We start from the raw sequence: 23,563 nt of genomic DNA on the forward strand, positions 1-23,563 counted from the left end.
TTCGTGCATGTCTTCGTCGAGCGCGGCGTGCAGAAGCCGGTGCCGATCCCGGCCAAGATACGCGCCGCGCTGGAGAAGCTGCTGGTGTAGGCGGCACCACATAACTGGCTAGAGGTGCGGAGATGCTCAAGACCCTACCGGTTGATGTCTTTGAATGCCGTGGCTCCCCGTACGATGTCGGTTACCAACTCGCGACAGGTTATAAGAAAGTCCGCAGGACTCGGGCTCGCTGGCCGCAGGGCAAACTACGCATTGGAAGCTTCGATATTGAGGATGCACGTCGCACCTTATTGAGCTTCGCCCCAAATATATGGGAGGAGCTGCGCGGCATCGCCGACGGGCTGGAGATAACATTCGGGGAAGCAGTCGCAGCCTTTTCTAATGGGCGGCTGCAATATCCGCAACGCGGCTGCTCCGCTGTCATGTCGGGTGGCTTGTATGGCCGCAATTATGATTTCAGCCCCCGCCGCTATGACCGCGCGTTGGTGGCCGCGCAGTCCACTGGTAGCTTCGCCAGCATCGGTTTCGCCGACCGTTATACCGGGCGGGTCGACGGCATGAACGAGCGTGGACTTTGCATCGGCTTGCATTTCGTTAATGAGGCGATTTGGCGTCCAGGCCTCGTGTCGATCCTGATTGTACGCATCCTGCTCGATCAATGTGCCTCAACCGAAGCAGCCATTGGCTTGCTGCAACGGTTGCCGCATGGGCTGGGCGCGAATTATTCCCTGCTGGATGCAGACGGCGCCGCCGCAGTCGTGGAAGCCATGCCAGACAGGCTTGCGGTGCGGCGTGGGGATTGGCTGACTTGCACCAATCACTTTCAGGCCGGGGAGATGCAGGCGGCAAATCGACCCAACCATGGTTCATCAAAACGCCGCTTGCCGCCGCTGGAGCATTGGGCGCAAAACCCAGTCGATGCCTTTGCCTTGTTTCATCTGCTGAATGATGCTCGTTCGCCGGCCTTTCATCATAACTATGCCGCCTTTGCCGGCACGCTGCACACCATGGTTTGCGATCCGGTCAAAGGTGAGATGTTGATTGGCATCGGCGGCGACGCCGCGCCGCAGGTTTTCAGCGTCAAAGCCTGGACTGGTGGCAGCCCGCTGGGTGTGGACAGGCTGAAAGGCTATCTCGGCGGCAAGGATGCTAAAATTTTTGCCGGTCAGGATCTTTCCGGCGCGGAATTTCGCGACCTCAATCTCGCGTCGGCGCGGTTCGACGATATCAATTTCGTCAATGCCGAAATCACCGCCAATTGCAATTTCAAGGGCATGCGGTTGGCCGGTGTGCCGGTGGAGGAGCTTCTTGCTGTCTACCGGCGCACAAGGGGCGAGACTAAATAATAGTTGCGCTGGAGAAGATGCTGGCGGTGTAAGGGGCTTCGCTTCTACTCATCCGTCATGGCCGGGCATCCACGTTTTTGTGCTTGTTGGAAAAGAACGCGTGGAACGGCCCTGCTAGGCTTTCGCCGCCGGTATGTCGAAGATCATCAGGGCGCTGGAGCCATGCGCGCAAAGGCGGCCTTCCGCGTCGAACAGTTCCGCCGTGGCGCTGGCGGCGCGGCCACCGCGCTGCACCAGCTTGCCGATGGCGCGCAACGGTGCCGATTCCGCCGTCATCGGCCGTGTGTAATGGATGGTCAGCGCCGTGGTGGTGTAGCCCTGGCCGGCCGGCAGCGTGGAATGCAGCGCCAGCGCCATGGCGCCGTCCAGCACGGTGGCGGCATAGCCGCCATGCACAGTGCCAAGCGGGTTGTAATGCGCCTTGGACGGGCGTGCGGTCAGCGTCACGCTGCCGGCGTCCACGGCCTGCAGGCTGAAATCCAGGGTGTGACCGATGCCGGGCGGGGTGGTGCCGCTGTCCAGCAGGTGACGCAGGAAACTCAATCCGTCCATGGCGATCCCTCCTAGGCTGCGCCGTAAAAGGCTTCGCTGCGCCGGACCAGGCCGTCGTCATCGAAATCCATGTATTCGCTGGCGCGCGTGGTGCCGCCGGGCAGATCGGCCTGCCACCACACGGTCAGGCGGCGCAGGCCGCCATCCCAGCTGCAGGTTTCCAGCCGCAGATTCGGGTGCTTGATATGGCCATAGGCTTTCACCCAGTATGCGCGGATATTCTCGCGTCCCCGCACGCTCGGTTGGCCCGTCAGGCGTTGGGCCAGCGGGCTGCGCATTTCCGCATCGAGGGCCAAATGAGCCACCACCGCATCGATATCCACGGCATTCCAGGCCATCGCCCAGGCGGCGGCAAAGCGTTCGGCGTCGTTTCTGGTCATTGCAGCTTTCCTGCCGTGATGGTGCGGTCATGATCCCGCGTCAGGCTTCACAAGTCAATATTATTGACCTGAGAAAGCTGCATCCCCTCGACGAGGCGCTGGAACTGATGCATTTCGGCTTCCGCGGCCTGACCGTGGAGGCCGACCGCTATCTGGATCGCCACGGGCTGACGCGGGTGCATCACCGCATCCTCTATATCCTGGCGCGGCGCGATGATGTCGCCGTGGGCGACCTGCTCGTTATCCTCGGCGTTAGCAAGCAGGCGCTGCATCGGCCGCTCAAGCAACTGACCGAGCGCAATCTCGTCGCCGTGACCCGCGATCCGGCGCGCCATCGCTTCAAGCTGCTGTCGCTCACGGCCGCCGGGCGGCGGTTGGAGCAGACCGCCACCGAGCATGAACGCCATGCCATGCAGAAAGCACTGGATGTTGCCTCGCCGGCACAGCAGCAGGCCTGGCACCGCATCATGGCTGTGCTGGCCGAGCCGCTGCGCCGGGGCTGATTGCGATGTGGTTCAAATCCTGCTCCTGCAGCGATCCCACCGCCTCGCCCACCTTGCGCAGCGGCGCGGCGGCGAGGAACTGCGGCATTCCCTGAAGCGAACCGGCCGCGCTCAGGACTGGCGGTAATTGTCGAGCGGCAGGCCATGCCGTTCGACATGGCGGCTGCTGGCGGCGTCCAGCACGGCGCGGTCTTCCGGCAGCAAGGCATGGCATGGCATGGCATGGTCTTTGCGCGTCTTTTTTCCTCTTGAAATGTTCTTTTTATGTTTCATATGGGGTTGATGACGGATTCCGCCGCCACCGCTGCTGGACATCGTGGAGACAGACGGGAAGCGCGGCCCGCCTTGATCGGGGTTGGCCAACTTTGGTCGAGTTTGGCAAAGTTTGGCTGACTTTGGCTCAGTTTGGTCGAGTTTGGCCGGGTTTGGCCAGACAGGCGCGTTTAGCCCCGGCTAAACGGGCCGGAAAGGCGGAAATCGGGGCTGCTCACGGCCGCAGGCGATACCCGCGCTTCAGCAGCAGGTGGCAGAGCACCCACAGGACCAGGGCCACCGCGCCGAGCGCCACGGCGCCGACCAGCACGTCGCCGTCGGTATGGCCGGTCAGGCCGTAGCGGAAGCCGTCGATCATGAAGAAAAACGGGTTGGCATGGGCGGCGGCATACCAGAAGGGCGGCAGTTGCTGCACCGAATAGAAGGTGCCCGACAGGAAGGCCAGCGGCGTGACGACGAAGTTGGTCACGGCAGCCATGTGGTCGAATTTCTGGCTCCACAGGCCGGCGACAATGCCGATCAGGCTCAGGATCAGCGAACCGGCGAAGACGAAATAGAGTGCCGCCAGTCCGTCATGCACGCGGATCTCGGCAAAGGGCAGCATGGAAAGCCCAACCGCCAGCGCCACCATCAGGCCGCGCGTCACCCCGGCCATGGCATAGGCCACCAGCAGTTCGGCGGCCGAGAGCGGCGGCATCAGCACGTCGACGATGTTGCCCTGCACCTTCGAGATCATGATAGAGGACGAGGTATTGGCGAACGCGTTCTGCGTGGTGGCCATCATGATCAGGCCGGGCGCCAGGAATTCGATGAAAGGCATGCCGCCCACCTGCCGCACCGCGCCGCCCAGCGCCAGGGCGAAGACGGCGAAGAACAGCAACGTGGTCACCACCGGCGCCAGCACGGTCTGGGTGATCACCTTGATGAAGCGCTGCACCTCCTTGAGATACAGCGTCCACAGGCCGATCCAGTTGACCAGTCCATAATCGCGGGGTTGTCGGGTGGCGGAAGGCTGCATGGGTCAAACCGGGCGGGAAGGCGGGGCGGATTATTGTCTGGCCGCCTACATAGCGCGTATGGTGCTGCCATGCAAAAGCAAGCCGGGCAAAAAGCCGCCCCCGATTCCGCGCCGGACTGGCTGCCCGGCCTGCTGGCCGGCGAGCGGGCGGCTTTGGCCCGGGCGATCACGGCGGTGGAAAACGAGACCGACGAGGCCGCCGCCGTGTTGCAGGGTATCCGCAGCCGGCTTGGCCATGCCCTGGTGGTCGGCTTCACCGGCGCGCCGGGTGCCGGCAAGTCCACCCTGGTCTCGGCCTATGTCGCCGAATTGCGCCGGCGGGATCTGAGCGTCGGCGTGGTGGCGGTCGACCCGTCCAGCCCGCTCACCGGCGGCGCCATCCTGGGCGACCGCATCCGCATGGGCCAGCATGCCGGCGATCCCGGCGTGTTCATCCGTTCGCTGGCCAGCCGTGGCCATCTCGGCGGCCTGTCGCGCACGGCGGCCCGCGTGATCGACGTGTTCGACGCCTCGGGCCGCGACGTGGTGGTGGTGGAAACCGTCGGCACTGGCCAGTCGGAAGTCGAGATCGCCGAGATCGCCGATGTGCGTGTGGTGGTGAATGCGCCCGGACTGGGCGACGACGTGCAGGCGATCAAGGCCGGCATCCTGGAAATCGCCGATATCCTGGTGGTGAACAAATCCGACCTGCCTTTCGCCGAACGCTCGGCGCGGCAGCTTGCGGCTATGTCGGCGCAGCGTGGTCACGGCCCGGTTCCGGTGCTGCAGACCAGCGCCACGGCCGGTAAAGGCGTGCCGGAACTGGCCGATGCCATCGCCGCCGTAGGCAAGCGCAAACGCCCCGATCCGCGTGCCCGCACGCGACGGCTGCTGCAGAATCTGGTGCTCGACCGCCTGCGCCGTGGCCTGGCTGAATTGCCGCCGGCCGAGGTCGATGCCCTGGCCGATGCCGTGCTGTCCGGCCGCAGCGATATCGACAGCGCCCTGCTGAGCCTGACTGAATTGCTTGTTTCCCGTTTGCCACAACAGAAGTGATCATGTCCGAAGCCGTCATCTGCCCATCCATTCTCGACCTGCCCGGTTCCCGCATTCGTGTTGTCACCCGCGCCTCGGCCGACATCCCCGACATGATCAAGCTGTGGTTCGGCGAAGGCGACGAGCCGACGCCGGCTTTTGTGCGCAAGGCCGCCGCCGCCGCCCTGGAGAAAGGCGAGACCTTCTACGCGCCCAATCGCGGCATCGCGCCGCTGTTGCAGGCGATCCGCGATTACCTGAAGCGCGCCTACGGCGCCGAGATCGGATCGGACCGCATCGTGGTCACCGCCTCGGGCATGAACGCCATCATGATCACCATCCAGTGCCTGATCGAACCGGGCGACAGCGCCGTGGTGGTCGGCCCGATCTGGCCGAATGGCCGCGCCGCCATCAAGGCGATGGGCGGCGAGCCGCGCGACGTGTTCCTGCAGCCGCAGGACGACGGCCGCTGGAAACTCGACCTGCAGCAGCTGTTCGATGCCTGCGACGAAACCACCAAGCTGATCATGATCAACAGCCCGGGCAATCCCACCGGCTGGGTGGCTTCCGAGGCCGAGCTGAAGGCGATCCTCGATTTCTGCCGGGAGCGCGGCATCTGGATTCTCTCCGACGAGGTCTACGGCCGCATCATCTACGGTGGTGCGAAACACGCACCCAGCTATTACACGCTGGCACAGCCGGAAGACCCGGTGGTGGTCGTGAACTCGTTTTCCAAGAGCTGGTCGATGACCGGCTGGCGGCTGGGCTGGATCGTGGCGCCGCCCAGGCTCTGCGCGGCGGTGGAGAAGATGACCGAGTTCAACATCTCGCATCCCACCACCTTCGTGCAATGGGGCGGCGTGACGGCGCTGAACGAGGGCGACGGCTACATCGAAGGCCTGGTCGAACGTTATAGCCGCGCCGCCGACATGGTCTATCAGGCGCTGGCGCCGCTGCCGCGGGTGCGGCTGGCCAAACCGGAAGGCGCCTTTTATGCCTTCTTCGCGCTGGACGGCATGACCGACAGCCTGAATACCTGCGTCGAGCTGGCGCGCAACGCCAGGGTCGGCCTGGCGCCCGGCATCGCCTTTGGTTCGGCCGGCGAGGGCCGCATCCGGCTCTGTTACGCAGCCTCGCTGCCCAAGCTGTCGGAAGCGCTCGAACGGCTGGTACCGCAGCTCAAATAAAAAAGAAAAGTTCGGAAGAGGAAACGCATGAGGCTGATCTACGAGACCGACGAGCACGCGCAGCTGCGCGAGCAGGTGGCGCGCTTCGTCGAGCAGGAAGTCCGCCCCCATGGCGCCGCCTGGGAAGAAGCCGGCATGGTGCCGCGCGCCGTGCTGCGCCAGATGGGCCAGCTCGGCTTCTTCGGCATCCGCTACCCTGAAGCCTATGGTGGCAGTGAGCAGGGCGCGTTGGCCTCGGCCATCCTGGCCGAGGAATGCGGCCTGTCCGGCTTCGGCGGTTTTTCCGCCACCGTGCTGGTGCATACCGACATGGCCTCGCCGCATCTGGCCCATGCCGGCAACAGGCAGCAGCTTGACCGCTGGTTCGCGAAAGTCATCGCCGGCGAGCTGATCACGGCGGTGGCCGTCACCGAACCCGACGCGGGTTCTGATGTCGCCGCGATCCGCACCCGCGCCAGGCGAGACGGCGATGCCTACGTGCTGAACGGCAGTAAGATGTTCATCACCAACGGCGTGCATGCCGATTTGTATTTCGTGGCGGCCAAGACCGACCCGGAGGCCAAGGGCTCGCGCGCCATCTCGATCTTCGCCGTGGAAAAAGGCATGCCGGGTTTCAGCGTGGGGCGCAGCCTGAAGAAGCATGGCTGGCTCTGCTCGGATACCGCCGAACTGGTCTTCGACAATTGCCGCGTGCCGGCCGAAAACCGGCTGGGCGAGGAGAATCGCGGCTTCTACGCCATCATGAGGAATTTCCAGAACGAGCGCCTGGTGCTGGGCGCCATGGCGGTGGGCGAATGCCGCCGCGCGCTGGAAATCACCCGGCAGTATGTGACGACCCGCAAGGCCTTCGGCGGCGTGCTGGCCGACAAGCAGGCGATCCGCCAGCGCCTGGCCATGCTGGAGGCGCGCACGGAAGCGGCGCGGCAGCTGGTCTATCACGCCGCCTGGTCGGTCGATCAGGGCCGCGACGCGGTGCGTGACGTTTCCATGGTCAAGGCCCTGTGCGGCGAACTGGTCAATGCCGTGATGTATGACTGCCTGCAATTCCATGGCGGCGCCGGTTATCTGCGCGAGTCCGAGATCGAGCGCATGGCCCGCGACGCCCGCATCCACCCCATCGGCGGCGGCGCCACCGAAGTGATGCTGGAAGAGATCGCCAAACGCTGGCCGGCTTGACGCGAACGTAAAGCTGCCGCTGCGGAAGGTTTGCGCCGCAAAAAGATTGGCGCTAGCGTCTGCGCCATACCGGTATAACGGAGGAAACAGAATATGCGCGAAGCCGTCATCGTCTCCACAGCCCGCACCCCGATTGGCAAGGCCTATCGCGGCGCCTTCAACAACACAGACGCCGCCAGCCTGGGGGCGCACGCGATCCGCGAGGCCGTGAAGCGCGCCGGCATCGATCCGGGCGAGGTGGACGACGTGGTGATGGGCGCCGCCCTGCAGCAGGGCTCGACCGGCGGCAATATCGCCCGCCAGTGTGCCGTCGCCGCCGGCCTGCCGGTCACCGTGGCCGGCATGAGCGTCGATCGTCAATGCGCCTCGGGCCTGATGGCGATTGCCACCGCGGCCAAGCAGGTGATCCACGACAACGTGCCGATTGCCGTGGGCGGCGGCCTGGAATCGATCTCGCTGGTGCAGAACGAGCACATGAACACCTTCCGCGCCCGCGACGAATGGCTGATGAAGCACAAGCCCGAGATCTACATGGCGATGATCGACACGGCGGAAGTCGTGGCCAAGCGCTACGGGATCAGCCGCGAGGCGCAGGACGCCTATGCGCTGGAAAGCCAGAAGCGCACGGCTGCCGCCCAGGCGGCCGGCAAGTTCGATGCCGAGATCGTGCCGATGCCGACCAAGATGGCGGTGGTGAACAAGGAGACCAAGGAAGTCTCCTACAAGGACATCACGCTCACCAAGGACGAGGGTAACCGGCCGGAGACGACCCTGGAGAATCTGACCGCCCTGCAGCCGGTGCGCGGGCCGGACAAGGTCGTCACCGCCGGCAATGCCAGCCAGCTCTCCGATGGCGCTTCGGCCTGCGTGGTGATGGAAGCCAAGCTGGCCGAGAAGCGCGGGTTGCAGCCGCTGGGCATCTATCGCGGCATGGCGGTGGCCGGCTGCGAACCCGACGAGATGGGCATCGGCCCGATCTACGCGATCCCCAAGCTGCTGCAGCGTTTCGGCCTGAAGATGGACGATATCGGCCTGTGGGAGCTGAACGAGGCTTTCGCCGTGCAGGTGCTGTATTGCCGCGACAAGCTGGGCATCCCGGATGAGCGGCTGAACGTGAGTGGCGGCGCGATTTCCATCGGCCATCCCTATGGCATGTCGGGTGCGCGCATGACCGGCCATGCCCTGATCGAGGGCAAGCGCCGTGGCGCGAAATACGTGGTGGTGACCATGTGCATTGGCGGCGGCCAGGGCGGTGCTGGTCTCTTTGAAGTGGCCTGACCTAACGCAGCGCGTGGCGGGTGAGGATCAGGTCCGCCACCCCGCCGCGCGTGTAACGAACAATACCGAATTGGCCATAGCGCTCCGCCAGCGCCATGGCCTTTTCCGTTTCCAGGTCCAGCACGGCGAAACCCGGCTCCGGCCGCCAGCCGTGGCGATCCGGTACGCCGATATGCGGCAATGCGGCCAGTCCGCGCGACGCCAGGTCGCGGCCAAGGCGCTGATGCGCCGCCATGTTGCGTGTCACCGGCACGCATTTGCTGCGTGGGTTCCAGGCATTCAGGCAGGTCAGTGATGTGGCATCCTGCCGGCGCAGAAACGCATCGGCCTGCGGGCTGGGTTCGTCCAGCCGCAGGCCGATCAGGCTGTTATCGGGCAGGGTCACCGCATAGGTGGTGGCGCGGTAACTCCGCAGGGTGGTCGTGCTGATCACGGCCTTTCGGCGGCCGACAATGCCTGGCGCAGGGCGCTGGTGCCCGGATTGCTCACGGCATTGTCGTAGAGGATGTTGCGCGGATGCGCCTCGCGTCCGTAATAGGCGGTGTTGCGGCTGTGCCGGGCGGTGATCACCGCGCCTTCGATGGCGACGCCGGCGGCCAGCCCTTTGCTGCGCGAGTAGGACAGGATGTCGGCGCCCAGATGCGTGGTGGTGGCGGCTTCCACGCCCATGCCGAGCGGACCGGCCGCCACGGTGGCATCGGCGCCGAGCTTGAACTCGTTGCGCAGGATGGCATCCACCGCCTTGTCGTTCATCAGCAGCAGCATGACCTCCGAGGCCTCGCCACCGATCTGCAGGCCGATCGAGCCGGCGCCCATCGTATAGATCGCCGGCTCGCTCCAGCCCGTGCCCGTGCGGGCCATCAGCAGACCAGAGCCGCCCTCGCCGCCGATGATGAAGCTGGCCTTCAGCAGCTGTGGCACGACGAAGACGCCCCTGGCCTGGGCCAGGCGGCGGCGCATGTCGGTGAACTGGTTGTCGCCGGCGAAACGGTCGACGGTGATGCGGGCGGCATCGATCAGGTTCTGGTCTTCGGCGGCCTGGGCCGTCCAGGGCGAGGCCAGCAGCAGGCCGGCGCTAAAGCCGGCGGTCGTCAACAAATGGCGGCGGGTCAACATGGGGATGTCCCTTTCCGGGTTGGCAAAGCCATGATCGCAATATATTGCTTCGGCCACGGCATTGCACCCCGACTCCTGGGGGCGGCCGTGGGTTGTTGGGACCACACCCCATCCCTAGACTGTGGCGGCATTGTGGAGTGGAGGCGGCATGTCGAAGGCGAAGGATGCGGCGGAAAACGCCCCTGAGACCATTCCGGCCGATATCGCGGGTCTGAGCTTCGAGGCGGCCCTGAAGGCCCTGGACGAGATCGTGGCCAAGCTGGAAAGCGGCCGGGTCGATCTTGAGGAATCGATCGCCCTGTATGGCCGTGGCGCCCTGCTGAAGCGCCATTGCGAGGCCAAGCTGAAGGCCGCCGAAGAAAAGATCGAGAAAATCGTGGTCGGCGCCGATGGCCAGCCCGGCAGCCAGCCCTTCAAGGCCGATTAAGATGAATGATTCGCCGTCGCCCGTGCTTGCGGCGGCCATGCGGGATGTGGCGGCGGCTGTCGAGGCCGGACTCGACCACCTGCTGCCCCAGCCCGCTGGCCCGACCGCCCGGCTGGATGACGCCATGCGCTATGCCACGCTGGGCGGCGGCAAGCGGCTGCGCGCCCTGCTGGTAGTGGCCGGCGGCGACCTGTTCGGCGCGCCGCGCGCGGGCAGCCTGCGCGTGGCGGCGGCCATCGAGATGCTGCACGCCTATTCGCTGATCCATGACGACCTGCCCTGCATGGACGATGACGACCTGCGCCGGGGCAAGCCGACGCTGCACCGGGCCTTCGACGAGGCGGCGGCGGTACTGGCCGGCGACGGGCTGCAGGCCCTGGCTTTTGAGGTGCTGGCCGATCCGGCCACCCATGCCGAGGCGGCGGTGCGGGCTGAGCTTGTGCTGGGGCTGGCCCGGGCGGCCGGTCCGCGCGGCATGGTCGGCGGCCAGGCCATCGACCTGGCGGCCGAGACCCGCACGGCGGCCGGCCAGCCGCTGGATTACGCCGAGATCGCCCATCTGCAGGCGCTCAAAACCGGGGCGCTGATCGCCTTTGCCGCTGAATCGGGGGCGATCCTGGGGCGGGCATCCGTGGCAGACCGGGCGGTTCTGCGCGATTATGCCGCCGATCTGGGGCTCGCCTTCCAGATCGCGGACGATATCTTGGACCATGAGGGCTCGGCCGCCGAACTGGGCAAGGCGGTGGGCAAGGATGCCGGGGCCGGGAAGGCGACTTTTGTGGGCCTGCTGGGCCTGGAGGGCGCAAAAACCAAGGCCCGGACGTTAACCAGTTCGGCCCAGGGCCGTCTGGACCGTTTTGGCCTGGCCGCCAAGGTTTTACAGGAGCTGGCGGAGTTTGTTATAACCCGCCGCTCGTGACACGATCGGATCAGCAATGATCAGTAACCGCACACCCCTGCTGGATAAGGTGCGGACGCCGGCCGACATCCGGCAGTTCGACATCGACCAGCTCAAGCAGCTCGCCGACGAGGTGCGCCGCGAGATGATCGACGCCGTCTCGGTGACCGGCGGTCATCTCGGCGCGGGCCTCGGCGTGGTCGAGCTGACGGTTGCCGTGCATCATGTCTTCGCCACGCCCGACGACAAGCTGATCTGGGATGTCGGCCACCAGGCCTATCCGCACAAGATCCTCACCGGGCGGCGCGACCGCATCCGCACCCTGCGCCAGGGCGGCGGCCTGTCCGGCTTCACGCGCCGCTCCGAGAGCGAATACGATCCCTTCGGCGCCGCGCATTCCTCGACCTCGATTTCCGCCGGCCTCGGCATGGCGGTGGCGCGCGACCTGAAGCATGGCAAGAACAACGTCATCTGCGTGATCGGCGACGGCGCGATGTCGGCCGGGATGGCCTATGAGGCGATGAACAATGCCGGCTCGATGGATTCGCGCCTGATCGTGATCCTGAACGACAACGACATGTCGATTGCGCCGCCGGTCGGCGCGATGAGCGCCTATCTGTCGCGCCTGCTCTCCTCGCGCTCCTACATGGGCCTGCGCCAGCTGGCCAAGCAGCTCGGCCACAAGATCCTGCCCAAGGGCCTGGCCACGGCGGCCGAGAAGGCCGAGGAATATGCGCGCGGCATGGTCACCGGCGGCACGCTGTTCGAGGAACTGGGCTTCTATTATGTCGGGCCGGTCGACGGCCATAATCTCGAGCATCTCGTGCCGGTGCTGAAGAATATCCGCGACAACGACGAGAGCGGCCCGGTGCTGATCCATGCCGTGACGCAGAAGGGCAAGGGTTATGGTCCGGCCGAGGCGGCCGACGACAAGTATCACGGCGTGTCGAAATTCGATGTCGTCACCGGCGCCCAGGCCAAGCCCAAGGCCGGCCCGCCCAGCTATACCAGGGTGTTTGCCCAGAGCCTGATCGCGGAAGCCGAACGCGACGACAAGATCGTGGCGATCACCGCCGCGATGCCGTCGGGCACCGGGCTCGACCTGTTCGCCCAGCGCTTCCCCGACCGCTGCTTCGATGTCGGCATCGCCGAGCAGCATGCGGTGACGTTTGCCGCCGGTCTGGCCTGCGAGGGCTTCAAGCCCTTCACGGCGATCTATTCCACCTTCCTGCAGCGCGCCTTTGACCAGGTGGTGCATGACGTGGCGATCCAGAAGCTGCCGGTGCGTTTCGCCATCGACCGCGCCGGGCTGGTCGGCGCCGACGGCGCGACCCATGCCGGCAGTTTCGACATCGCCTATCTCGGCTGCCTGCCCGACATGGTGCTGATGGCGGCATCCGACGAGGCCGAGCTGATGCATATGGTGGCCACGGCCGCCGCGCTGGACGACCGGCCCTCGGCCTTCCGCTATCCGCGTGGCGAGGGGCTTGGCCTCACGCTGCCTGGCCGGGGCTCGATCCTGCCGCTGGGCAAGGGCCGCGTGCTGCGCGAGGGCAGCTCGATTGCCATCCTGTCTTTCGGCGCGCGTTTGGCCGAGGCGCTGAAGGCCGCCGACGACCTGGCCGCGCGCGGCCTGACCGCCACCGTGGCGGATGCGCGCTTCTGCAAACCGCTGGATACCGATCTGGTGCGCCAGCTGGCGCGGCACCACGAGGTGCTGATCACCATCGAGGAAGGTTCGGTAGGGGGCTTCGGCAGTCATGTGCTGCAGTTCCTGAGCCATGATGGCCTGCTTGATCACGGCCTGAAGATCCGGCCGATGGTGCTGCCGGACATCTTCATCGATCACGATGCGCCGGCGAAGCAGTATGATCTGGCGGGGCTGAATGCGCCGCAGATCGTCGCCATGGCGCTGTCAGCGCTTGGTCGCTCCGACCTTTCCGTCCGCGCATAAAGCAGGCCCGTCATGATCCTCAGGGAAGCGCGGGCCACGCTCGTGCTGGCGCTGCCGATTGCCGGCACCCAGCTTGCCCAGATGGCGATCCACACCACCGATGTCTGGCTGCTGTCGCATTACAGCGAACAGGCATTGGGCGCCGCCGCTTTGGGCGTGGCGATCTTCAGCTTCCTGTGGATCATCGGCCTGGGCATGGCCACCGCCACGCCGGCGCTGGCGGCCCAGGCCCGTGGTTACGATCCCAACGATCGTGACGGCGTGCGCCAGGCCGTGCATGACGGCCTGATCTCCACCGGGCTTTATGGTCTGATCTGCACCTTGCTGATGATCGTCATCGAGCCGTTCCTGGTGCTGATCGGCCAGCCGCCGGAACTGGTTGCGCTGGCCGTGCCGTTCATGCAGGCAATCAGCGGCATGTTCATCACATCGCTGTGGTTTATGGTGCTGCGCGGCTTTGTCTCGGTGCTGGAGCGTCCGCGCGTTGCCCTGGTGCTCACGGTCATTGCCCTGCTGCTGAATGCCGCGGTGAATTATGTGCTGATCTTCGGTTTCTGGATCGTGCCATCGCTTGGCGTGGTCGGCGCCGGCCTGGGCTCCAGCATCGTCAACCTGGCCATCCTGCTTGGCATTGTCTGGTACATCGCGCGCGATCCGCAGTTCGCCTCCTATCAGCTGTCGCGCGGCTGGTGGCGCACCACGCCGCGCCGCATGACCGCCTTCCTGCGCGTGGCGCTGCCGATCTCGCTGGCGCTGGGCGCCGAGATCGGGCTGTTCTCGGCCGCCGCCCTGCTGATGGGCCGGCTGGGCGCGACAGACGTGGCCGCGCACCAGATCGCCCTGCAATGGGCGGCGATTGCCTTCATGGTGCCGATGGGGCTGGGCCAGGCGGCCACGGTGCGCGTCGGCCTCGCCGCTGGCGCGCGCGATGCCGCCGGCGTGGCGCATGCCGGCTGGATCGCGATTGCCATGGGCATGTCCTTCATGCTGTGCACCGCGCTGATCTTCGGTTTCGCCGGCGCGACGCTGATCGGCGTGTTCGTGGCCGACCGCAATTCGGAGGTCTTCCTGCTCGCCACCACCTATCTGGGCATGGCGGCTTTGTTCCAGCTGGTCGATGGCGCCCAGGGAGTTGCCAACGGCGCCCTGCGTGGCCTGAAGGATACCGCAACCCCGATGGTGATGACGCTGGTGGGCTACTGGCTGATCGGTTTTCCCATTGCCATCTGGTTCGGCTTCTACACGCCGCTGCGCGGCATCGGCGTGTGGATCGGCCTGGTGGTCGGGCTGGCCGTGGTGGCCGCCCTGCTGCTCTGGCGTTTTGCCCGGCAGAGCCATAGGCTGCGCCGCATGCAGGAGCGCGCGGCATGAAGGCCCCCAAGCTGCGTCTGGACCAGGCGCTGGTCGAGCGCGGCCTGGCGGAAAGCCGGGCCAAGGCGCAGGCCGCCATCATGGCTGGCCTGGTCTTCTCGGGCGAGAAGCGGCTGGACAAGCCGGGCCTGTCGATTGCCAGCGACCTGCCGCTGGAACTGCGCGGCAAGCCGCATCCCTGGGTCAGCCGCGGCGGCGTGAAACTGGCGCATGCCATCCAGCATTTCTCCCTGAGCCCGCAGGATCGCATCTGCATCGATGTCGGCGCCTCCACCGGCGGCTTCACCGACGTGCTGCTGCAGCACGGCGCGGCCAGGGTCTATGCCGTCGATGTAGGCGAGGGGCAACTCGACTGGCGCCTGCGCAACGACCCGCGCGTGGTGGTGCTGGAGAAAACCAACGCACGGCATCTGGATGCCACGCGGATCCCCGATCCGATTGATGTCGTGGTCTGCGACGCCAGCTTCATCGGGCTGCAGACCGTGCTGCCGGCGGCTTTGTCGCTGGCCAGGCCGGGGGCCTGGGCGGTGGCGCTGATCAAGCCGCAATTCGAGGTCGGGCGCGAGCGGGTTGGCAAGGGCGGCGTGGTGCGCGACCCGGCTTTGCACGAGGAAGTTTGTGCCCGCATCCATGACTGGTGGGCCGGATTGCCGGGCTGGCGGGTGATCGGCATCGAGCCGAGCCCGATCCTGGGCCCCGAAGGCAACCGCGAGTTCCTGATCGCAGCCGAAAAAGAGATTGGCGGGAAAGTTGATGCGTGACGTGGACGGCGTGATCGAGCGGATGGGCGGGCAGGGCCATGGCGTGCTGACCCATGACGGCATCCGGTATTACGTGCCTTTCACCGTGCCGGGCGACCGCGTGGCCGCCAAGGTGGGCGAGGAACGTGGCGACGGTTTCGCCGCGCATGTCAGCGTGCTGGAAGCGGAAGGGCCCGACCGCGTCGAGCCGCCCTGCCGGCATTTCCAGGCCTGCGGCGGCTGCGCCCTGCAGCACTGGGCCGAGGCGCCTTATAACGCATGGAAACGCGACAAGCTGGCTGCCGCGCTGACGCGGCGGGATTTCGTCGACCCGGCGGTGGACAACCTGGTCACCGTGCCGGCGCAGTCACGCCGGCGCGCCGAGTTCATCGTCCGCCGCGTGAAGGACAAGGTGCTGCTCGGCTTCCATGAAGCCGCCAGCCGCAAGATCGTCGACCTGGAAGACTGCACCGTGCTGCGGCCGGCTTTGCTGGCGCCGCTGCCGGCCTTGCGCGCCGCCTTGATCGAGGTGCTGGGCGATGGCTGGGCCATCGACCTGAAACTCACCGATACCGAGACCGGGCTGGATGCACTGATCACCGGCAAGCTGAAGATGCGGGTGCAAGAGCGGATCGCACTCAGCAAGGCCGCCAAGGCCATCGGCCTGGCGCGGTTGAGCTGGCGCTTCGATCCACGCGGCGACGCCGAACTGCTCTACCAGGGCGAGGCGCCGCCAAGGGTGCGGTTCGGCGAACATGGCGTGATCCTGCCGCCGGGCGGGTTCCTGCAGGCGACGGTGGAAGCCGAGCAGGCGATGGCGGATTTCGCGCTGGAGGCTTTGAAAGACGCCAGGCGCGTCGCCGATCTCTTCTCGGGCTGCGGCGCTTTTGCGCTGCGCCTGGCCGGGGCCGGCAAGACCGTGCTGGCCGCCGATGCCGACCGGCCGGCGATTGCGGCCCTGCAGGCGGCGGTCAAAACCGCCGGGCTGGCCGGGCGGCTCAATGCCCAGGCGCGCGACCTGGAGCGCCAGCCGCTGACCCGGGCGGAGCTGAAGAAACTCGATGCCGTGCTGCTCGATCCGCCGCGCGCAGGCGCCAAGGCCCAGGTGCAGCAGCTGGCCGAAGCAGCCGGGGCCGGCGCGGCGCCGCCGCTGGTGGTGATGGCGGCCTGCGACCCCTCCAGTTTCGCCCGCGACGCCCGCACGCTCGCCGATGCCGGCTGGCGGCTGGAGAGGGCCGTGCCGATCGACCAGTTCCGCTGGTCGCCGCATCTGGAAATCATCAGCCTTTTCAGGCGTTAAACAGGAACAGGGGCAGGGGTTGCAAAGCGGCCGGGGACCGGCTATATCCCGCACCCGATCCCTGCTGGGGGATCGTCTAACGGTAGGACCCCAGACTCTGACTCTGGTTGTCTAGGTTCGAATCCTAGTCCCCCAGCCAAAACTTTCTTAAATATTTCAAATACTTATGAAATCTGCCGACAAGGCAGGGCGATTTTCGCCGTGTCCGCTCTGACAGTCCACAGGAGCGAGGCATGAGCAATAGGTTTCTGCGCGTTGTTGGCGGCCGATATGACTTCCGGCGCCGCATCCCTCCGGCACTTGTTTCTCGGTTTGGCGGTCAGCAAGAGTTGATCCGCAGCATCGGCAGCGTACCGCACGCCGAAGCATTGGAGCGCGCCCGCCGTCTCGCGGTGGCAACAGATCGGTTATTTCGGATGGTTCGGCAGCAAGTCGAGTTGACACAGCAGCAGATCGAGGAACTCGCTCGTGAATATTATGCGACGACACTGAGGGACTTCGAAAAGGCCAAGAAGCGGTACTCGGAAAAGGGCGCAGTGCAAGCTGAGCGAAGGGTTGAAGGCGCGAAAGAGCAGCTTCGTATGGGCTTCCTCGGTAACGCTGCACCGGACGCAATCGAGTTATTGCAGTCACGCGGTTTGGAGGTGGATGAGCAGAGTGATGGCTTCAAGCGTCTGTGTGAGTATATTTTGCGCGCATATGTGGAAGTTGCCCGCGTTCACAAGGCACGTTTCAGCGGTGATCATGGCGTGGTCGAGGCTGATTCTCTGTTCAAAGGGGCCGAGGCCGACGCTCGTAAGCCTGTGCCGAAATTCTCCGCCGGGTTCGATCTCTTTGTAGCCGAGAAGCTACACATGGATCAGTGGGGTCCAGATCAACAGCGAGATAACCGCAATACCAAAGCTATGTTTATTGAGTGGTGCGGCGATAAGCGGGTGGATCGTTACCACAGGACTGAAATTGCCGAATTCGCCACGATGCTTCAGGCGTTGCCGCGCTTGCGAGGTAAGGTGCCTGCATTTAGTGGAAAGACACTTGCCGAGTTGGTTGCCATGACCAAGGCGGATGGGAATATCGAGTGTTTGGCGCCGAAGTCTGTGAAGAAGCACGTCAGCAATATAAGCACCTTCTTCAAATGGCTCGAAAATAAAGGCTATGTTGATAAAAACCCGGCTAGAGGGGTGTATTCTTATAAGGACGACAGGCTGCCGTCAGAAGAACGCCCTGCTTGGTCGGTAGAGCAGCTTATTCGCCTTTTTTCTTCGCCGCTTTACCGGGGGGCAAAATCAGAGTGGATGCGATCAACGCCCGGAGATTTTATCAAAAGAGACGCGAGGTACTGGTTGCCGATTCTTGGCGCCTTCCATCCTGTTCGGCTCGAAGAAATGTCGCAGCTCAGAATTGCTGATATCAAGAGTGAAGAAGGTGTTTGGTTTATCGATATCACCCCCGGCGGCGCTGATCCGATTGCCGGCTTGCCCGAAAAGAAATTGAAGTCACCCGCCGCGCGGCGAAGGGTTCCGCTTCACTCCCTCGTTCTTGAGATCGGCTTTCTGAACTACCTAGAGTCAGCACGGCAGAGGGGCAAAGGGCTCGTGTTCTACGATCTTTCTGTTGGAGGGGTGGCAGACCGCTTCGGGTATGCCTTCTCGAAATGGTTTTCTCGGTATACTCGGGCGCTGAACGTGGCGATCAATAAGCCCGATGAAAAAGGGGTAGATTTCCATAGCCTGCGGCACAACGCGGTATCGGCAATGAAGTGGGCTGGCGTCCATACCGATGTCATGGACGAGTTGGAAGGACATGCCGGCGAAGGTGAGCGCAAGCGTTATGGTAAGCGGTCGCCCCTTACGGTGTTAAAGCCGGCCATCGATGCTATCCGATACGAAGGCATCACTGCCGATCTATTCCGGCTCTGACCGCCATGCTGATCGCCGCTTTCGTGATCCTTGCCGTCCTTGGTTTCTTTGGGTGGGGTGCGGCACTGGCCCGGTTCCTGATCGGCGCCGTCACCTTGCCGGCCGTCCTGCTGTGGCGACTCATCCGACTGGCAGTCGGCGGGGCGGTGCTGGTCTTGCTGGTCAGTGCCTCTCCCGGCATCGCTGGTGATCTCAGGCTTGAGCGTCAGCCCGGCACGCCGGGCAATATCCGGGTATACGAGGATGGCATCCTGAGAGGGGTGGCCCGGCCCGAGCAGGGCGGCAGCTACAGGTTTGACCGCCAGCCCGACCGGCTGATCCTGCCCGGCTCGATCTACGATCCGAAGTCCTCGAACTACCGGCGGGAGGCATGGCCGAAGGGCGATCCTCGGACCCCGGCACTGCCGAAATACGGTCGGTAGATTCAAAAACGCCATTAGAAGCCCGTAGAGTCGTTTCTGCCTCCGGCAGCTACACCCCCTGCGGACGGGTCGCCGCAGGCGCTGGGCGAGTCAGAAATCGGCAGCGGCAGGCCCATCTTTAAGCAGATATACCCCTCCATCACCCGGCGGATCGCGTCCTGGCCCGACCAACGCGGGTTTCGCTGCTGGACCACCCAGATCAGAACCGGGGCATCGGCTTCCAACTGACGCGCCCAATCGGCACCGGAAGCCTCGAGCGCCTTGACGATGTCGGCCGGCAGGTAGCGACCAAGCTCGCGGGCTAGGTCACGGACATCGCTGCTGGCGAGCAGTTCGATGGGGAACTGGCCGGGGATTCCTGTCGCCTCGGCGTCTGCGAAATGGTGCTGGAGGTACGCGATGAAGCCGGCAAGGCCAGTGTAGCCGCGCGGGGCGTCAGTGATGGCGTGCAGGTAGACGGGCTTCTCAGGTTCGTCGCGGCGGCCCCGCCGCCAAAGCTCCCACGGCCCGCAATCTTCACGCCGGCAGAGGAAGTCATGGACGGCCTTCATTGCCTTGCTGCGCCTCGGGAGATGGGCGGCAATATGCAGATGACGGTGCGGCAGCGTAGCTGCCAGTCCGACAAACGAGAGAGTGTCGCCGCCGGCCCGGCGGATCGCCTGATTGAGCTTGTCGAGGAACTGTCGAGGGGTTTCCCCGGAGGCTAAGTTGATGCTCATGGCCGTATTCGGCTGCTTGCCGCCAAGGGCGGCTGACAGGCCAAACAGGCCCAGCTTTGTTGCGTCGTCGAAGTTTGAAAAACGCTTTTTCGGCTTCCAATCTTCAACGTAGAGCTTTGCATATCCCAACAGAACCGAAGTGTTCTCAATCTGCTTTGCGTTGTTATCGTTAGCAGAGAGAAGGGGCTTCTTACGTCTATCCGAGGAGACTGTGGGGAGGGTGTTAGTGGTCTGATTTTCGAGTTCTAGCAGCATCTTGGAACGCTGCCGGCGGGAAGCTTGAACGTTCGGATGCAAGTTCGGAGCCTCCTCAGAGGGCACCGATTTGCGACGGGCAAGGGCGTCTGTTATCATCTACTCGCTCCATGCCCCGGTATGTCGGATCAATGCGATTGCAGTCGCACCGATTGCCGGGGCTTTTTCATTCTGAGGCCATGACGCCACAAGGGCGCTTTTGGACTCGTCGATTTTCAGGGAGCAGCACAGTCGCTCGGCCGCTTGGCGGTAATCATACGGCTGATCCAGGATTGAGTCAAAAACGCCCCCTCAAACGCCGAACGGCGGCCCGTTGGGAGCCGCCGTCCTGCCGTCTTGGACTTGGTATTCGCTTAGTCAGCCTTCACCTCGACAGACAGTGCAATGTGCTTGTCGGTGAGCGGGTAGCTGTCGGTGCGGATCATCTCAGCGATGGCCTCCCGAATGTCAGCCTCGCTCATGCCCATGCCGTCGAAACGGGTGTCGGTGATGGAAATCTGTACTTGAGTCATTGTTGGCCTCCTGTGTTGTCAGGCGAACACTTATACTCAGATTCTTTAAAAAATCAATTATATCAATGTCTTATAGGTCATCGCTTATCATGCTGCTGGCCTATTGAGTGTGTTCATAAGCGGGCACCTATGGCGGGTTTGATTGGTCGGAAGGATCGGCGGTATCGCTTGTCGTCTCTTCCGGCGTGTCGTCGTCCCCATATGTGTGCTTCATCGCTTCGATGCCGTCCTCTGCGCGCTTCTGCTCTGCGGCTATCGCGTTATCTAGCTCGACGATAAAGCGTTCAGCAAAGCCACGGACCTTAGCTCTCGGATCAGTCAACCAAGCTTCCATCCGCTGCCGGCGATCTTGATATACTTCCACGAAACCGAATTCGCCCGAGACAACGCCACTGCTCTCAATTGCAATTCGAATCTCGGTAAGAATCTCATCCTCTTCAGGAATAGCCTCAACTAAGTCACGACAAACATCATCCATCCGAGCGTCGCCTTCATACTCACGGAGAACTTTAACGACAAACTTGAGGTCGCTAACTTCCCCTCCGGCAATGATCCGCTTTGAGTATTCAGACAGCGCGTCCGGGAATTCTGGGAAAGCGTTGTGTAGTAGGCGCGCGGAATATTCCTTCTGGTGCCACCCGGACCCGCGATGGATTAGTCGTGCAGCTTCCGCTACCAAATCAAAGTGTGGGGCGAAAGCATCCTTTAGATTGTGAAATTCATAGGGAACCGGCTCAAAATTCTCTGGCGCAATGTCCTTTTTATCCGATAGTTCAATACGGTCTGAAAACAGTTTTAGAACGATTTCTGGGTACCTTTCAGTTAGTCCCGCAAGTACCCACTCCTCGTGGATATCGACTTTTGAGCTGTAGATCAGAGTCGAGGCCATTCTCTCGGCAACTGTCTCAGAAAGGTGAGGGAGTATCCAATTCCGCTTTCTATACCAGACGGCATTGACCCATTTTCCGCTGTGAATATCGATGAAGAAATCCAAGCATGGAATGAAGACGTTGGCTTCCAAGTATGAAACGAAATCAGCACTTGCTTCGAAAGCAATTCCAAAAACTAGAACTGCTAGCATTTCATCTTTGTTATCAAGCGCAGCATCGGTGTAAATCTTTAAGTGGCCTGTGTCGATTGGGCTTGATGATTGCTCGTAAATTGCAAGTTGCCACAGGAATTTTCTCTCGCTCAGCCATTTCTCGACTAGCGCTCCAGCTTCACTTTTTAATTTTGACGATTTTAAACCAATCAGAAAATCTGGGATTGTTCGATCTGTCTTATCTGCACTCTGAACTCTTGTGAGAAAATCGAGTGCAACAGCAGGGGCTACCACGGTCTTAATCGAGGATACTACTCATGGCTGGTAGCTGGGACCGATCACAACTAGTCCACTTCCGTGCCTAAATGCACCAGCAACGATCTTGCGCTGGCCATATTTTACCTTCTGAGTAGCCCAAAGGACGGGGGCTATGTGAGGCCCTCGGATTGCAACATTAAATTCCGCTGCCGTTGGCATTGGCTCAGCGACGGAATTGTCAGGCTCAAGATCAGACCCAACATTCGGTTCTATAGTCAGATCAGTTAGTGGCCAGGTCGAATAGACAAGTTCTCGCAGCTCGTCTTCGTTGTTCTGAATTGAGAAGTTTAGTGGAAAAAGCAAGGTTCCACCCGCAGCGACCCAGCGCTGCAGCTTTGATGCTTTTGCTTGATAGTCCCGAGCCTCTTTTGTGTTTTTCAGCGGCACAATCTTATTGCTGTTGGAAAGCGATGCCATCACCTTGCGCGCGGCTTGCCCGTCAGGATGATCATTGATGGAGTTCCAGATAATCCAGTCAAACTGCGCGAGGTCGGTGTGATCCAGTAGTGGGTACGATTGGCGCCGCGTTTCTCCGGCAAGCAACACATTGGCTTCTTTGGTCATTGATCACCTTTTTGCCGTGCGTGTTCTTTGTTTAATAAAAGTGTGCCTTCCTCCAAGACTGAGATGGCACTCCAGTTCTGTTGAGTTGACAATGTTGACAAGTTTTTGGGGCCTCGCGAAATATTGATGGGCCTCGATTTCATCTAGACCTTCGTTTTTTTATTGCGTCGCATTTCGGATGTGCGAATCAATCTTGCTTCATGCTAAGCGACCGCTTAGCCCTTGGTCAGCAGCCCGTCTATGTAGAGCTTGACGTTGATGAGCATGGCATCGCGGGTCGGGCCGGCGATGATCCCATTGCTAGGCGATAGTTGAACCAGCCTCATAAGGGCGGGGTCGTTAGATGCCACATTGGCTGACCACTCATGGCTCATAAGTGGCGGGTTAAGCCATGTGATCTCAAACCCTCGGTCGTGCTTGGTTTCAGTGTTCAGGCTGGCCATAGCTGCCTCCCTTTGATTGCCGGCAATCCTAAGACGGCAACCGCGCGTCGCCCGACTGAAAATGGCGAAGAAAACCTCTTGGCAGCAGGCCGGGAGGCTGTTACATTTCATCGCAACGGACGTAGCGAAGGAATGTAATATGACCAAGTTCGTGGCGTACTACCGAGTTTCGACCGACCGGCAGGGCCGGAGCGGGCTGGGTTTGGAGGCGCAGCGGGAAGCGGTCAGGCAGTACCTCGCTGACCGGGGCTGGCCTCCCATCGCTGAGTTCACCGAGGTCGAGAGCGGCCGTAAAAGCAGCCGCCCCAAGCTGACCGAGGCGTTGGCGGCCTGCCGGCTGCACAAGGCCAAGCTGGTAATTGCCAAGCTGGACCGCCTGACCCGTAACGTGGGGTTCCTCGTCAGCCTCCGGGACAGTGGGGTGGATTTCATCGCCTGCGACATGCCGGACGCCAATAAGCTGACAATCAATATCATTGCGGCCGTGGCAGAGGATGAAGCGGAGAGGATCAGCGCCCGTACCAAGGCCGCTCTCGCTGCCAAGGTGGCCCGTGACGGGCAGTGGGACCGGAAGGCCAAGCATCACCTAGTCCCCGGTGCGGGCCAGCAGCAGGCGACGGCAGCATTACAGGAGAGGGCGAAGGCGAGGGCGGCCGATTATGCTCAAGAGATCGCCCGACTGCGGGCCACGGGCCTGTCGTCCCTGAGGGCCATTGCCGAAGCCCTGAATGAACAAGGCATCCCGACCACTCGGGGCGGCAGATGGCAAGCTGTGCAGGTGAAGCGGGTTCTGGACCGAGTGGCAGCCTGACCCCCGGCTATTCCTAAAATCGAAG

General features: G+C 63.1%; 26 protein-coding genes and 1 tRNA gene. 16 read left to right on the forward strand and 11 right to left on the reverse strand.

The window, feature by feature from the left end; translation table 11 throughout:
• The first annotated feature begins 122 nt into the window (after positions 1–122).
• Complete coding sequence (locus Q1J79_RS02210; protein WP_300295889.1) at positions 123–1,346, forward strand: C45 family peptidase; 1,224 nt, start codon at positions 123–125, stop codon at positions 1,344–1,346.
• Positions 1,347–1,460: 114 nt separating this feature from the next.
• On the opposite strand, the gene Q1J79_RS02215 is transcribed toward Q1J79_RS02210, so the two are convergent.
• Both Q1J79_RS02215 and Q1J79_RS02220 read right to left on the reverse strand, forming a co-directional pair.
• On the reverse strand, positions 1,461–1,898 hold the full coding sequence (locus Q1J79_RS02215; protein ID WP_300295892.1) for a PaaI family thioesterase: 438 nt from the start codon (positions 1,896–1,898) through the stop codon (positions 1,461–1,463).
• Positions 1,899–1,909: 11 nt separating this feature from the next.
• Positions 1,910–2,278: a nuclear transport factor 2 family protein gene (locus tag Q1J79_RS02220; protein WP_300295895.1), complete on the reverse strand. Its 369-nt coding sequence runs from the start codon at positions 2,276–2,278 to the stop codon at positions 1,910–1,912.
• A 29-nt stretch (positions 2,279–2,307) separates the two neighbouring features.
• On the opposite strand from Q1J79_RS02220, the gene Q1J79_RS02225 reads away from it, so the two are divergent.
• Positions 2,308–2,781, forward strand: coding sequence for a MarR family transcriptional regulator (locus tag Q1J79_RS02225; RefSeq protein WP_300295897.1), 474 nt, complete (start codon positions 2,308–2,310; stop codon positions 2,779–2,781).
• Positions 2,782–2,892: 111 nt separating this feature from the next.
• Here Q1J79_RS02225 and Q1J79_RS02230 read toward each other — a convergent pair whose 3' ends face one another.
• Positions 2,893–3,054 carry a hypothetical protein gene (locus Q1J79_RS02230; protein ID WP_300295900.1) on the reverse strand — a complete coding sequence of 54 codons (162 nt, stop codon included), beginning with the start codon at positions 3,052–3,054 and terminating at the stop codon, positions 2,893–2,895.
• A 214-nt stretch (positions 3,055–3,268) separates the two neighbouring features.
• Positions 3,269–4,072 (reverse strand): ABC transporter permease, encoded by an 804-nt coding sequence (locus Q1J79_RS02235; protein ID WP_300295903.1) that lies wholly within the window; start codon positions 4,070–4,072, stop codon positions 3,269–3,271.
• Positions 4,073–4,141: 69 nt separating this feature from the next.
• Here Q1J79_RS02235 and meaB point away from each other — a divergent pair, with 69 nt between their 5' ends.
• The 4 genes from meaB to Q1J79_RS02255 all read left to right on the forward strand — a co-directional run bounded on the left by meaB (position 4,142) and on the right by Q1J79_RS02255 (position 8,727).
• Complete coding sequence (gene meaB / locus Q1J79_RS02240) at positions 4,142–5,107, forward strand: methylmalonyl Co-A mutase-associated GTPase MeaB (protein WP_300295905.1); 966 nt, start codon at positions 4,142–4,144, stop codon at positions 5,105–5,107.
• A 2-nt stretch (positions 5,108–5,109) separates the two neighbouring features.
• On the forward strand, positions 5,110–6,273 hold the full coding sequence (locus Q1J79_RS02245) for a pyridoxal phosphate-dependent aminotransferase (protein WP_300295907.1): 1,164 nt from the start codon (positions 5,110–5,112) through the stop codon (positions 6,271–6,273).
• Positions 6,274–6,300: 27 nt separating this feature from the next.
• A complete protein-coding gene (locus Q1J79_RS02250; RefSeq protein ID WP_300295910.1) occupies positions 6,301–7,449 on the forward strand; it encodes an acyl-CoA dehydrogenase family protein in 1,149 nt (382 codons plus the stop codon).
• Positions 7,450–7,542: 93 nt separating this feature from the next.
• Entirely contained in the window at positions 7,543–8,727 is a 1,185-nt protein-coding gene (locus tag Q1J79_RS02255; RefSeq protein ID WP_300295913.1) for an acetyl-CoA C-acyltransferase, read from the forward strand.
• 1 nt (position 8,728) lies between these two features.
• Here Q1J79_RS02255 and Q1J79_RS02260 read toward each other — a convergent pair whose 3' ends face one another.
• Positions 8,729–9,160 (reverse strand): DUF3293 domain-containing protein, encoded by a 432-nt coding sequence (locus Q1J79_RS02260; RefSeq protein WP_300295916.1) that lies wholly within the window; start codon positions 9,158–9,160, stop codon positions 8,729–8,731.
• Complete coding sequence (locus tag Q1J79_RS02265; RefSeq protein ID WP_300295918.1) at positions 9,157–9,843, reverse strand: lipid-binding SYLF domain-containing protein; 687 nt, start codon at positions 9,841–9,843, stop codon at positions 9,157–9,159. Before Q1J79_RS02265 ends, Q1J79_RS02260 begins: the two co-directional genes overlap by 4 nt.
• 148 nt (positions 9,844–9,991) lie before the next feature.
• Here Q1J79_RS02265 and Q1J79_RS02270 point away from each other — a divergent pair, with 148 nt between their 5' ends.
• The 9 genes from Q1J79_RS02270 (at position 9,992) to Q1J79_RS02310 (ending at position 18,874) form a co-directional block, all read left to right on the forward strand.
• On the forward strand, positions 9,992–10,270 hold the full coding sequence (locus Q1J79_RS02270; RefSeq protein WP_300295921.1) for an exodeoxyribonuclease VII small subunit: 279 nt from the start codon (positions 9,992–9,994) through the stop codon (positions 10,268–10,270).
• A 1-nt stretch (position 10,271) separates the two neighbouring features.
• Positions 10,272–11,189 carry a polyprenyl synthetase family protein gene (locus tag Q1J79_RS02275; RefSeq protein WP_300295924.1) on the forward strand — a complete coding sequence of 306 codons (918 nt, stop codon included), beginning with the start codon at positions 10,272–10,274 and terminating at the stop codon, positions 11,187–11,189.
• Positions 11,190–11,205: 16 nt separating this feature from the next.
• Entirely contained in the window at positions 11,206–13,122 is a 1,917-nt protein-coding gene (gene dxs, locus Q1J79_RS02280; protein WP_300295927.1) for a 1-deoxy-D-xylulose-5-phosphate synthase, read from the forward strand.
• A gap of 12 nt (positions 13,123–13,134) precedes the next feature.
• Positions 13,135–14,493 (forward strand): MATE family efflux transporter, encoded by a 1,359-nt coding sequence (locus Q1J79_RS02285; protein ID WP_300295931.1) that lies wholly within the window; start codon positions 13,135–13,137, stop codon positions 14,491–14,493.
• Positions 14,490–15,254, forward strand: coding sequence for a TlyA family RNA methyltransferase (locus Q1J79_RS02290; RefSeq protein WP_300295934.1), 765 nt, complete (start codon positions 14,490–14,492; stop codon positions 15,252–15,254). The genes Q1J79_RS02285 and Q1J79_RS02290 overlap by 4 nt, the downstream gene beginning before the upstream one ends.
• Positions 15,247–16,533 carry a class I SAM-dependent RNA methyltransferase gene (locus tag Q1J79_RS02295; RefSeq protein WP_300295936.1) on the forward strand — a complete coding sequence of 429 codons (1,287 nt, stop codon included), beginning with the start codon at positions 15,247–15,249 and terminating at the stop codon, positions 16,531–16,533. Before Q1J79_RS02290 ends, Q1J79_RS02295 begins: the two co-directional genes overlap by 8 nt.
• Before the next feature lie 65 nt (positions 16,534–16,598).
• Positions 16,599–16,672: transfer RNA gene (locus Q1J79_RS02300), tRNA-Gln, on the forward strand.
• Between the two features lie 94 nt (positions 16,673–16,766).
• Positions 16,767–18,452, forward strand: a complete 1,686-nt coding sequence (locus Q1J79_RS02305; RefSeq protein WP_300295939.1) for a DUF6538 domain-containing protein — start codon at positions 16,767–16,769, stop codon at positions 18,450–18,452.
• Between the two features lie 5 nt (positions 18,453–18,457).
• A complete protein-coding gene (locus tag Q1J79_RS02310) occupies positions 18,458–18,874 on the forward strand; it encodes a hypothetical protein (protein WP_300295942.1) in 417 nt (138 codons plus the stop codon).
• 14 nt (positions 18,875–18,888) lie between these two features.
• Here the strand turns inward: Q1J79_RS02310 and Q1J79_RS02315 are convergent, their stop codons facing one another.
• The 5 genes from Q1J79_RS02315 to Q1J79_RS02335 all read right to left on the reverse strand — a co-directional run bounded on the left by Q1J79_RS02315 (position 18,889) and on the right by Q1J79_RS02335 (position 22,727).
• A complete protein-coding gene (locus tag Q1J79_RS02315; protein WP_300295945.1) occupies positions 18,889–19,890 on the reverse strand; it encodes a hypothetical protein in 1,002 nt (333 codons plus the stop codon).
• Between the two features lie 311 nt (positions 19,891–20,201).
• Entirely contained in the window at positions 20,202–20,360 is a 159-nt protein-coding gene (locus tag Q1J79_RS02320; RefSeq protein ID WP_300295948.1) for a hypothetical protein, read from the reverse strand.
• 127 nt (positions 20,361–20,487) lie between these two features.
• On the reverse strand, positions 20,488–21,696 hold the full coding sequence (locus tag Q1J79_RS02325) for a hypothetical protein (RefSeq protein ID WP_300295951.1): 1,209 nt from the start codon (positions 21,694–21,696) through the stop codon (positions 20,488–20,490).
• Between the two features lie 21 nt (positions 21,697–21,717).
• Positions 21,718–22,284 (reverse strand): hypothetical protein, encoded by a 567-nt coding sequence (locus Q1J79_RS02330; RefSeq protein ID WP_300295954.1) that lies wholly within the window; start codon positions 22,282–22,284, stop codon positions 21,718–21,720.
• A gap of 215 nt (positions 22,285–22,499) precedes the next feature.
• Positions 22,500–22,727 carry a hypothetical protein gene (locus Q1J79_RS02335; protein ID WP_300295957.1) on the reverse strand — a complete coding sequence of 76 codons (228 nt, stop codon included), beginning with the start codon at positions 22,725–22,727 and terminating at the stop codon, positions 22,500–22,502.
• Between the two features lie 139 nt (positions 22,728–22,866).
• On the opposite strand from Q1J79_RS02335, the gene Q1J79_RS02340 reads away from it, so the two are divergent.
• A complete protein-coding gene (locus Q1J79_RS02340; RefSeq protein WP_300295959.1) occupies positions 22,867–23,538 on the forward strand; it encodes a recombinase family protein in 672 nt (223 codons plus the stop codon).
• Positions 23,539–23,563: the final 25 nt, after the last annotated feature.

It is taken from the genome of Ferrovibrio sp. (assembly GCF_029255545.1).
Lineage (GTDB): Bacteria > Pseudomonadota > Alphaproteobacteria > Ferrovibrionales > Ferrovibrionaceae > Ferrovibrio.

Bases quoted from the DNA above. Each gene is read 5' to 3' on its own strand.
- Q1J79_RS02210 (WP_300295889.1), top strand. From the start codon at position 123: ATGCTCAAGACCCTACCGGTTGATGTCTTTGAATGCCGTGGCTCCCCG.
- Q1J79_RS02215 (WP_300295892.1), bottom strand. From the start codon at position 1,898: ATGGACGGATTGAGTTTCCTGCGTCACCTGCTGGACAGCGGCACCACC.
- Q1J79_RS02220 (WP_300295895.1), bottom strand. From the start codon at position 2,278: ATGACCAGAAACGACGCCGAACGCTTTGCCGCCGCCTGGGCGATGGCC.
- Q1J79_RS02225 (WP_300295897.1), top strand. From the start codon at position 2,308: ATGATCCCGCGTCAGGCTTCACAAGTCAATATTATTGACCTGAGAAAG.
- Q1J79_RS02230 (WP_300295900.1), bottom strand. From the start codon at position 3,054: ATGAAACATAAAAAGAACATTTCAAGAGGAAAAAAGACGCGCAAAGAC.
- Q1J79_RS02235 (WP_300295903.1), bottom strand. From the start codon at position 4,072: ATGCAGCCTTCCGCCACCCGACAACCCCGCGATTATGGACTGGTCAAC.
- meaB (WP_300295905.1), top strand. From the start codon at position 4,142: ATGCAAAAGCAAGCCGGGCAAAAAGCCGCCCCCGATTCCGCGCCGGAC.
- Q1J79_RS02245 (WP_300295907.1), top strand. From the start codon at position 5,110: ATGTCCGAAGCCGTCATCTGCCCATCCATTCTCGACCTGCCCGGTTCC.
- Q1J79_RS02250 (WP_300295910.1), top strand. From the start codon at position 6,301: ATGAGGCTGATCTACGAGACCGACGAGCACGCGCAGCTGCGCGAGCAG.
- Q1J79_RS02255 (WP_300295913.1), top strand. From the start codon at position 7,543: ATGCGCGAAGCCGTCATCGTCTCCACAGCCCGCACCCCGATTGGCAAG.
- Q1J79_RS02265 (WP_300295918.1), bottom strand. From the start codon at position 9,843: ATGTTGACCCGCCGCCATTTGTTGACGACCGCCGGCTTTAGCGCCGGC.
- Q1J79_RS02270 (WP_300295921.1), top strand. From the start codon at position 9,992: ATGTCGAAGGCGAAGGATGCGGCGGAAAACGCCCCTGAGACCATTCCG.
- Q1J79_RS02275 (WP_300295924.1), top strand. From the start codon at position 10,272: ATGAATGATTCGCCGTCGCCCGTGCTTGCGGCGGCCATGCGGGATGTG.
- dxs (WP_300295927.1), top strand. From the start codon at position 11,206: ATGATCAGTAACCGCACACCCCTGCTGGATAAGGTGCGGACGCCGGCC.
- Q1J79_RS02285 (WP_300295931.1), top strand. From the start codon at position 13,135: ATGATCCTCAGGGAAGCGCGGGCCACGCTCGTGCTGGCGCTGCCGATT.
- Q1J79_RS02290 (WP_300295934.1), top strand. From the start codon at position 14,490: ATGAAGGCCCCCAAGCTGCGTCTGGACCAGGCGCTGGTCGAGCGCGGC.
- Q1J79_RS02295 (WP_300295936.1), top strand. From the start codon at position 15,247: ATGCGTGACGTGGACGGCGTGATCGAGCGGATGGGCGGGCAGGGCCAT.
- Q1J79_RS02305 (WP_300295939.1), top strand. From the start codon at position 16,767: ATGAGCAATAGGTTTCTGCGCGTTGTTGGCGGCCGATATGACTTCCGG.
- Q1J79_RS02310 (WP_300295942.1), top strand. From the start codon at position 18,458: ATGCTGATCGCCGCTTTCGTGATCCTTGCCGTCCTTGGTTTCTTTGGG.
- Q1J79_RS02320 (WP_300295948.1), bottom strand. From the start codon at position 20,360: ATGACTCAAGTACAGATTTCCATCACCGACACCCGTTTCGACGGCATG.
- Q1J79_RS02330 (WP_300295954.1), bottom strand. From the start codon at position 22,284: ATGACCAAAGAAGCCAATGTGTTGCTTGCCGGAGAAACGCGGCGCCAA.
- Q1J79_RS02335 (WP_300295957.1), bottom strand. From the start codon at position 22,727: ATGGCCAGCCTGAACACTGAAACCAAGCACGACCGAGGGTTTGAGATC.
- Q1J79_RS02340 (WP_300295959.1), top strand. From the start codon at position 22,867: ATGACCAAGTTCGTGGCGTACTACCGAGTTTCGACCGACCGGCAGGGC.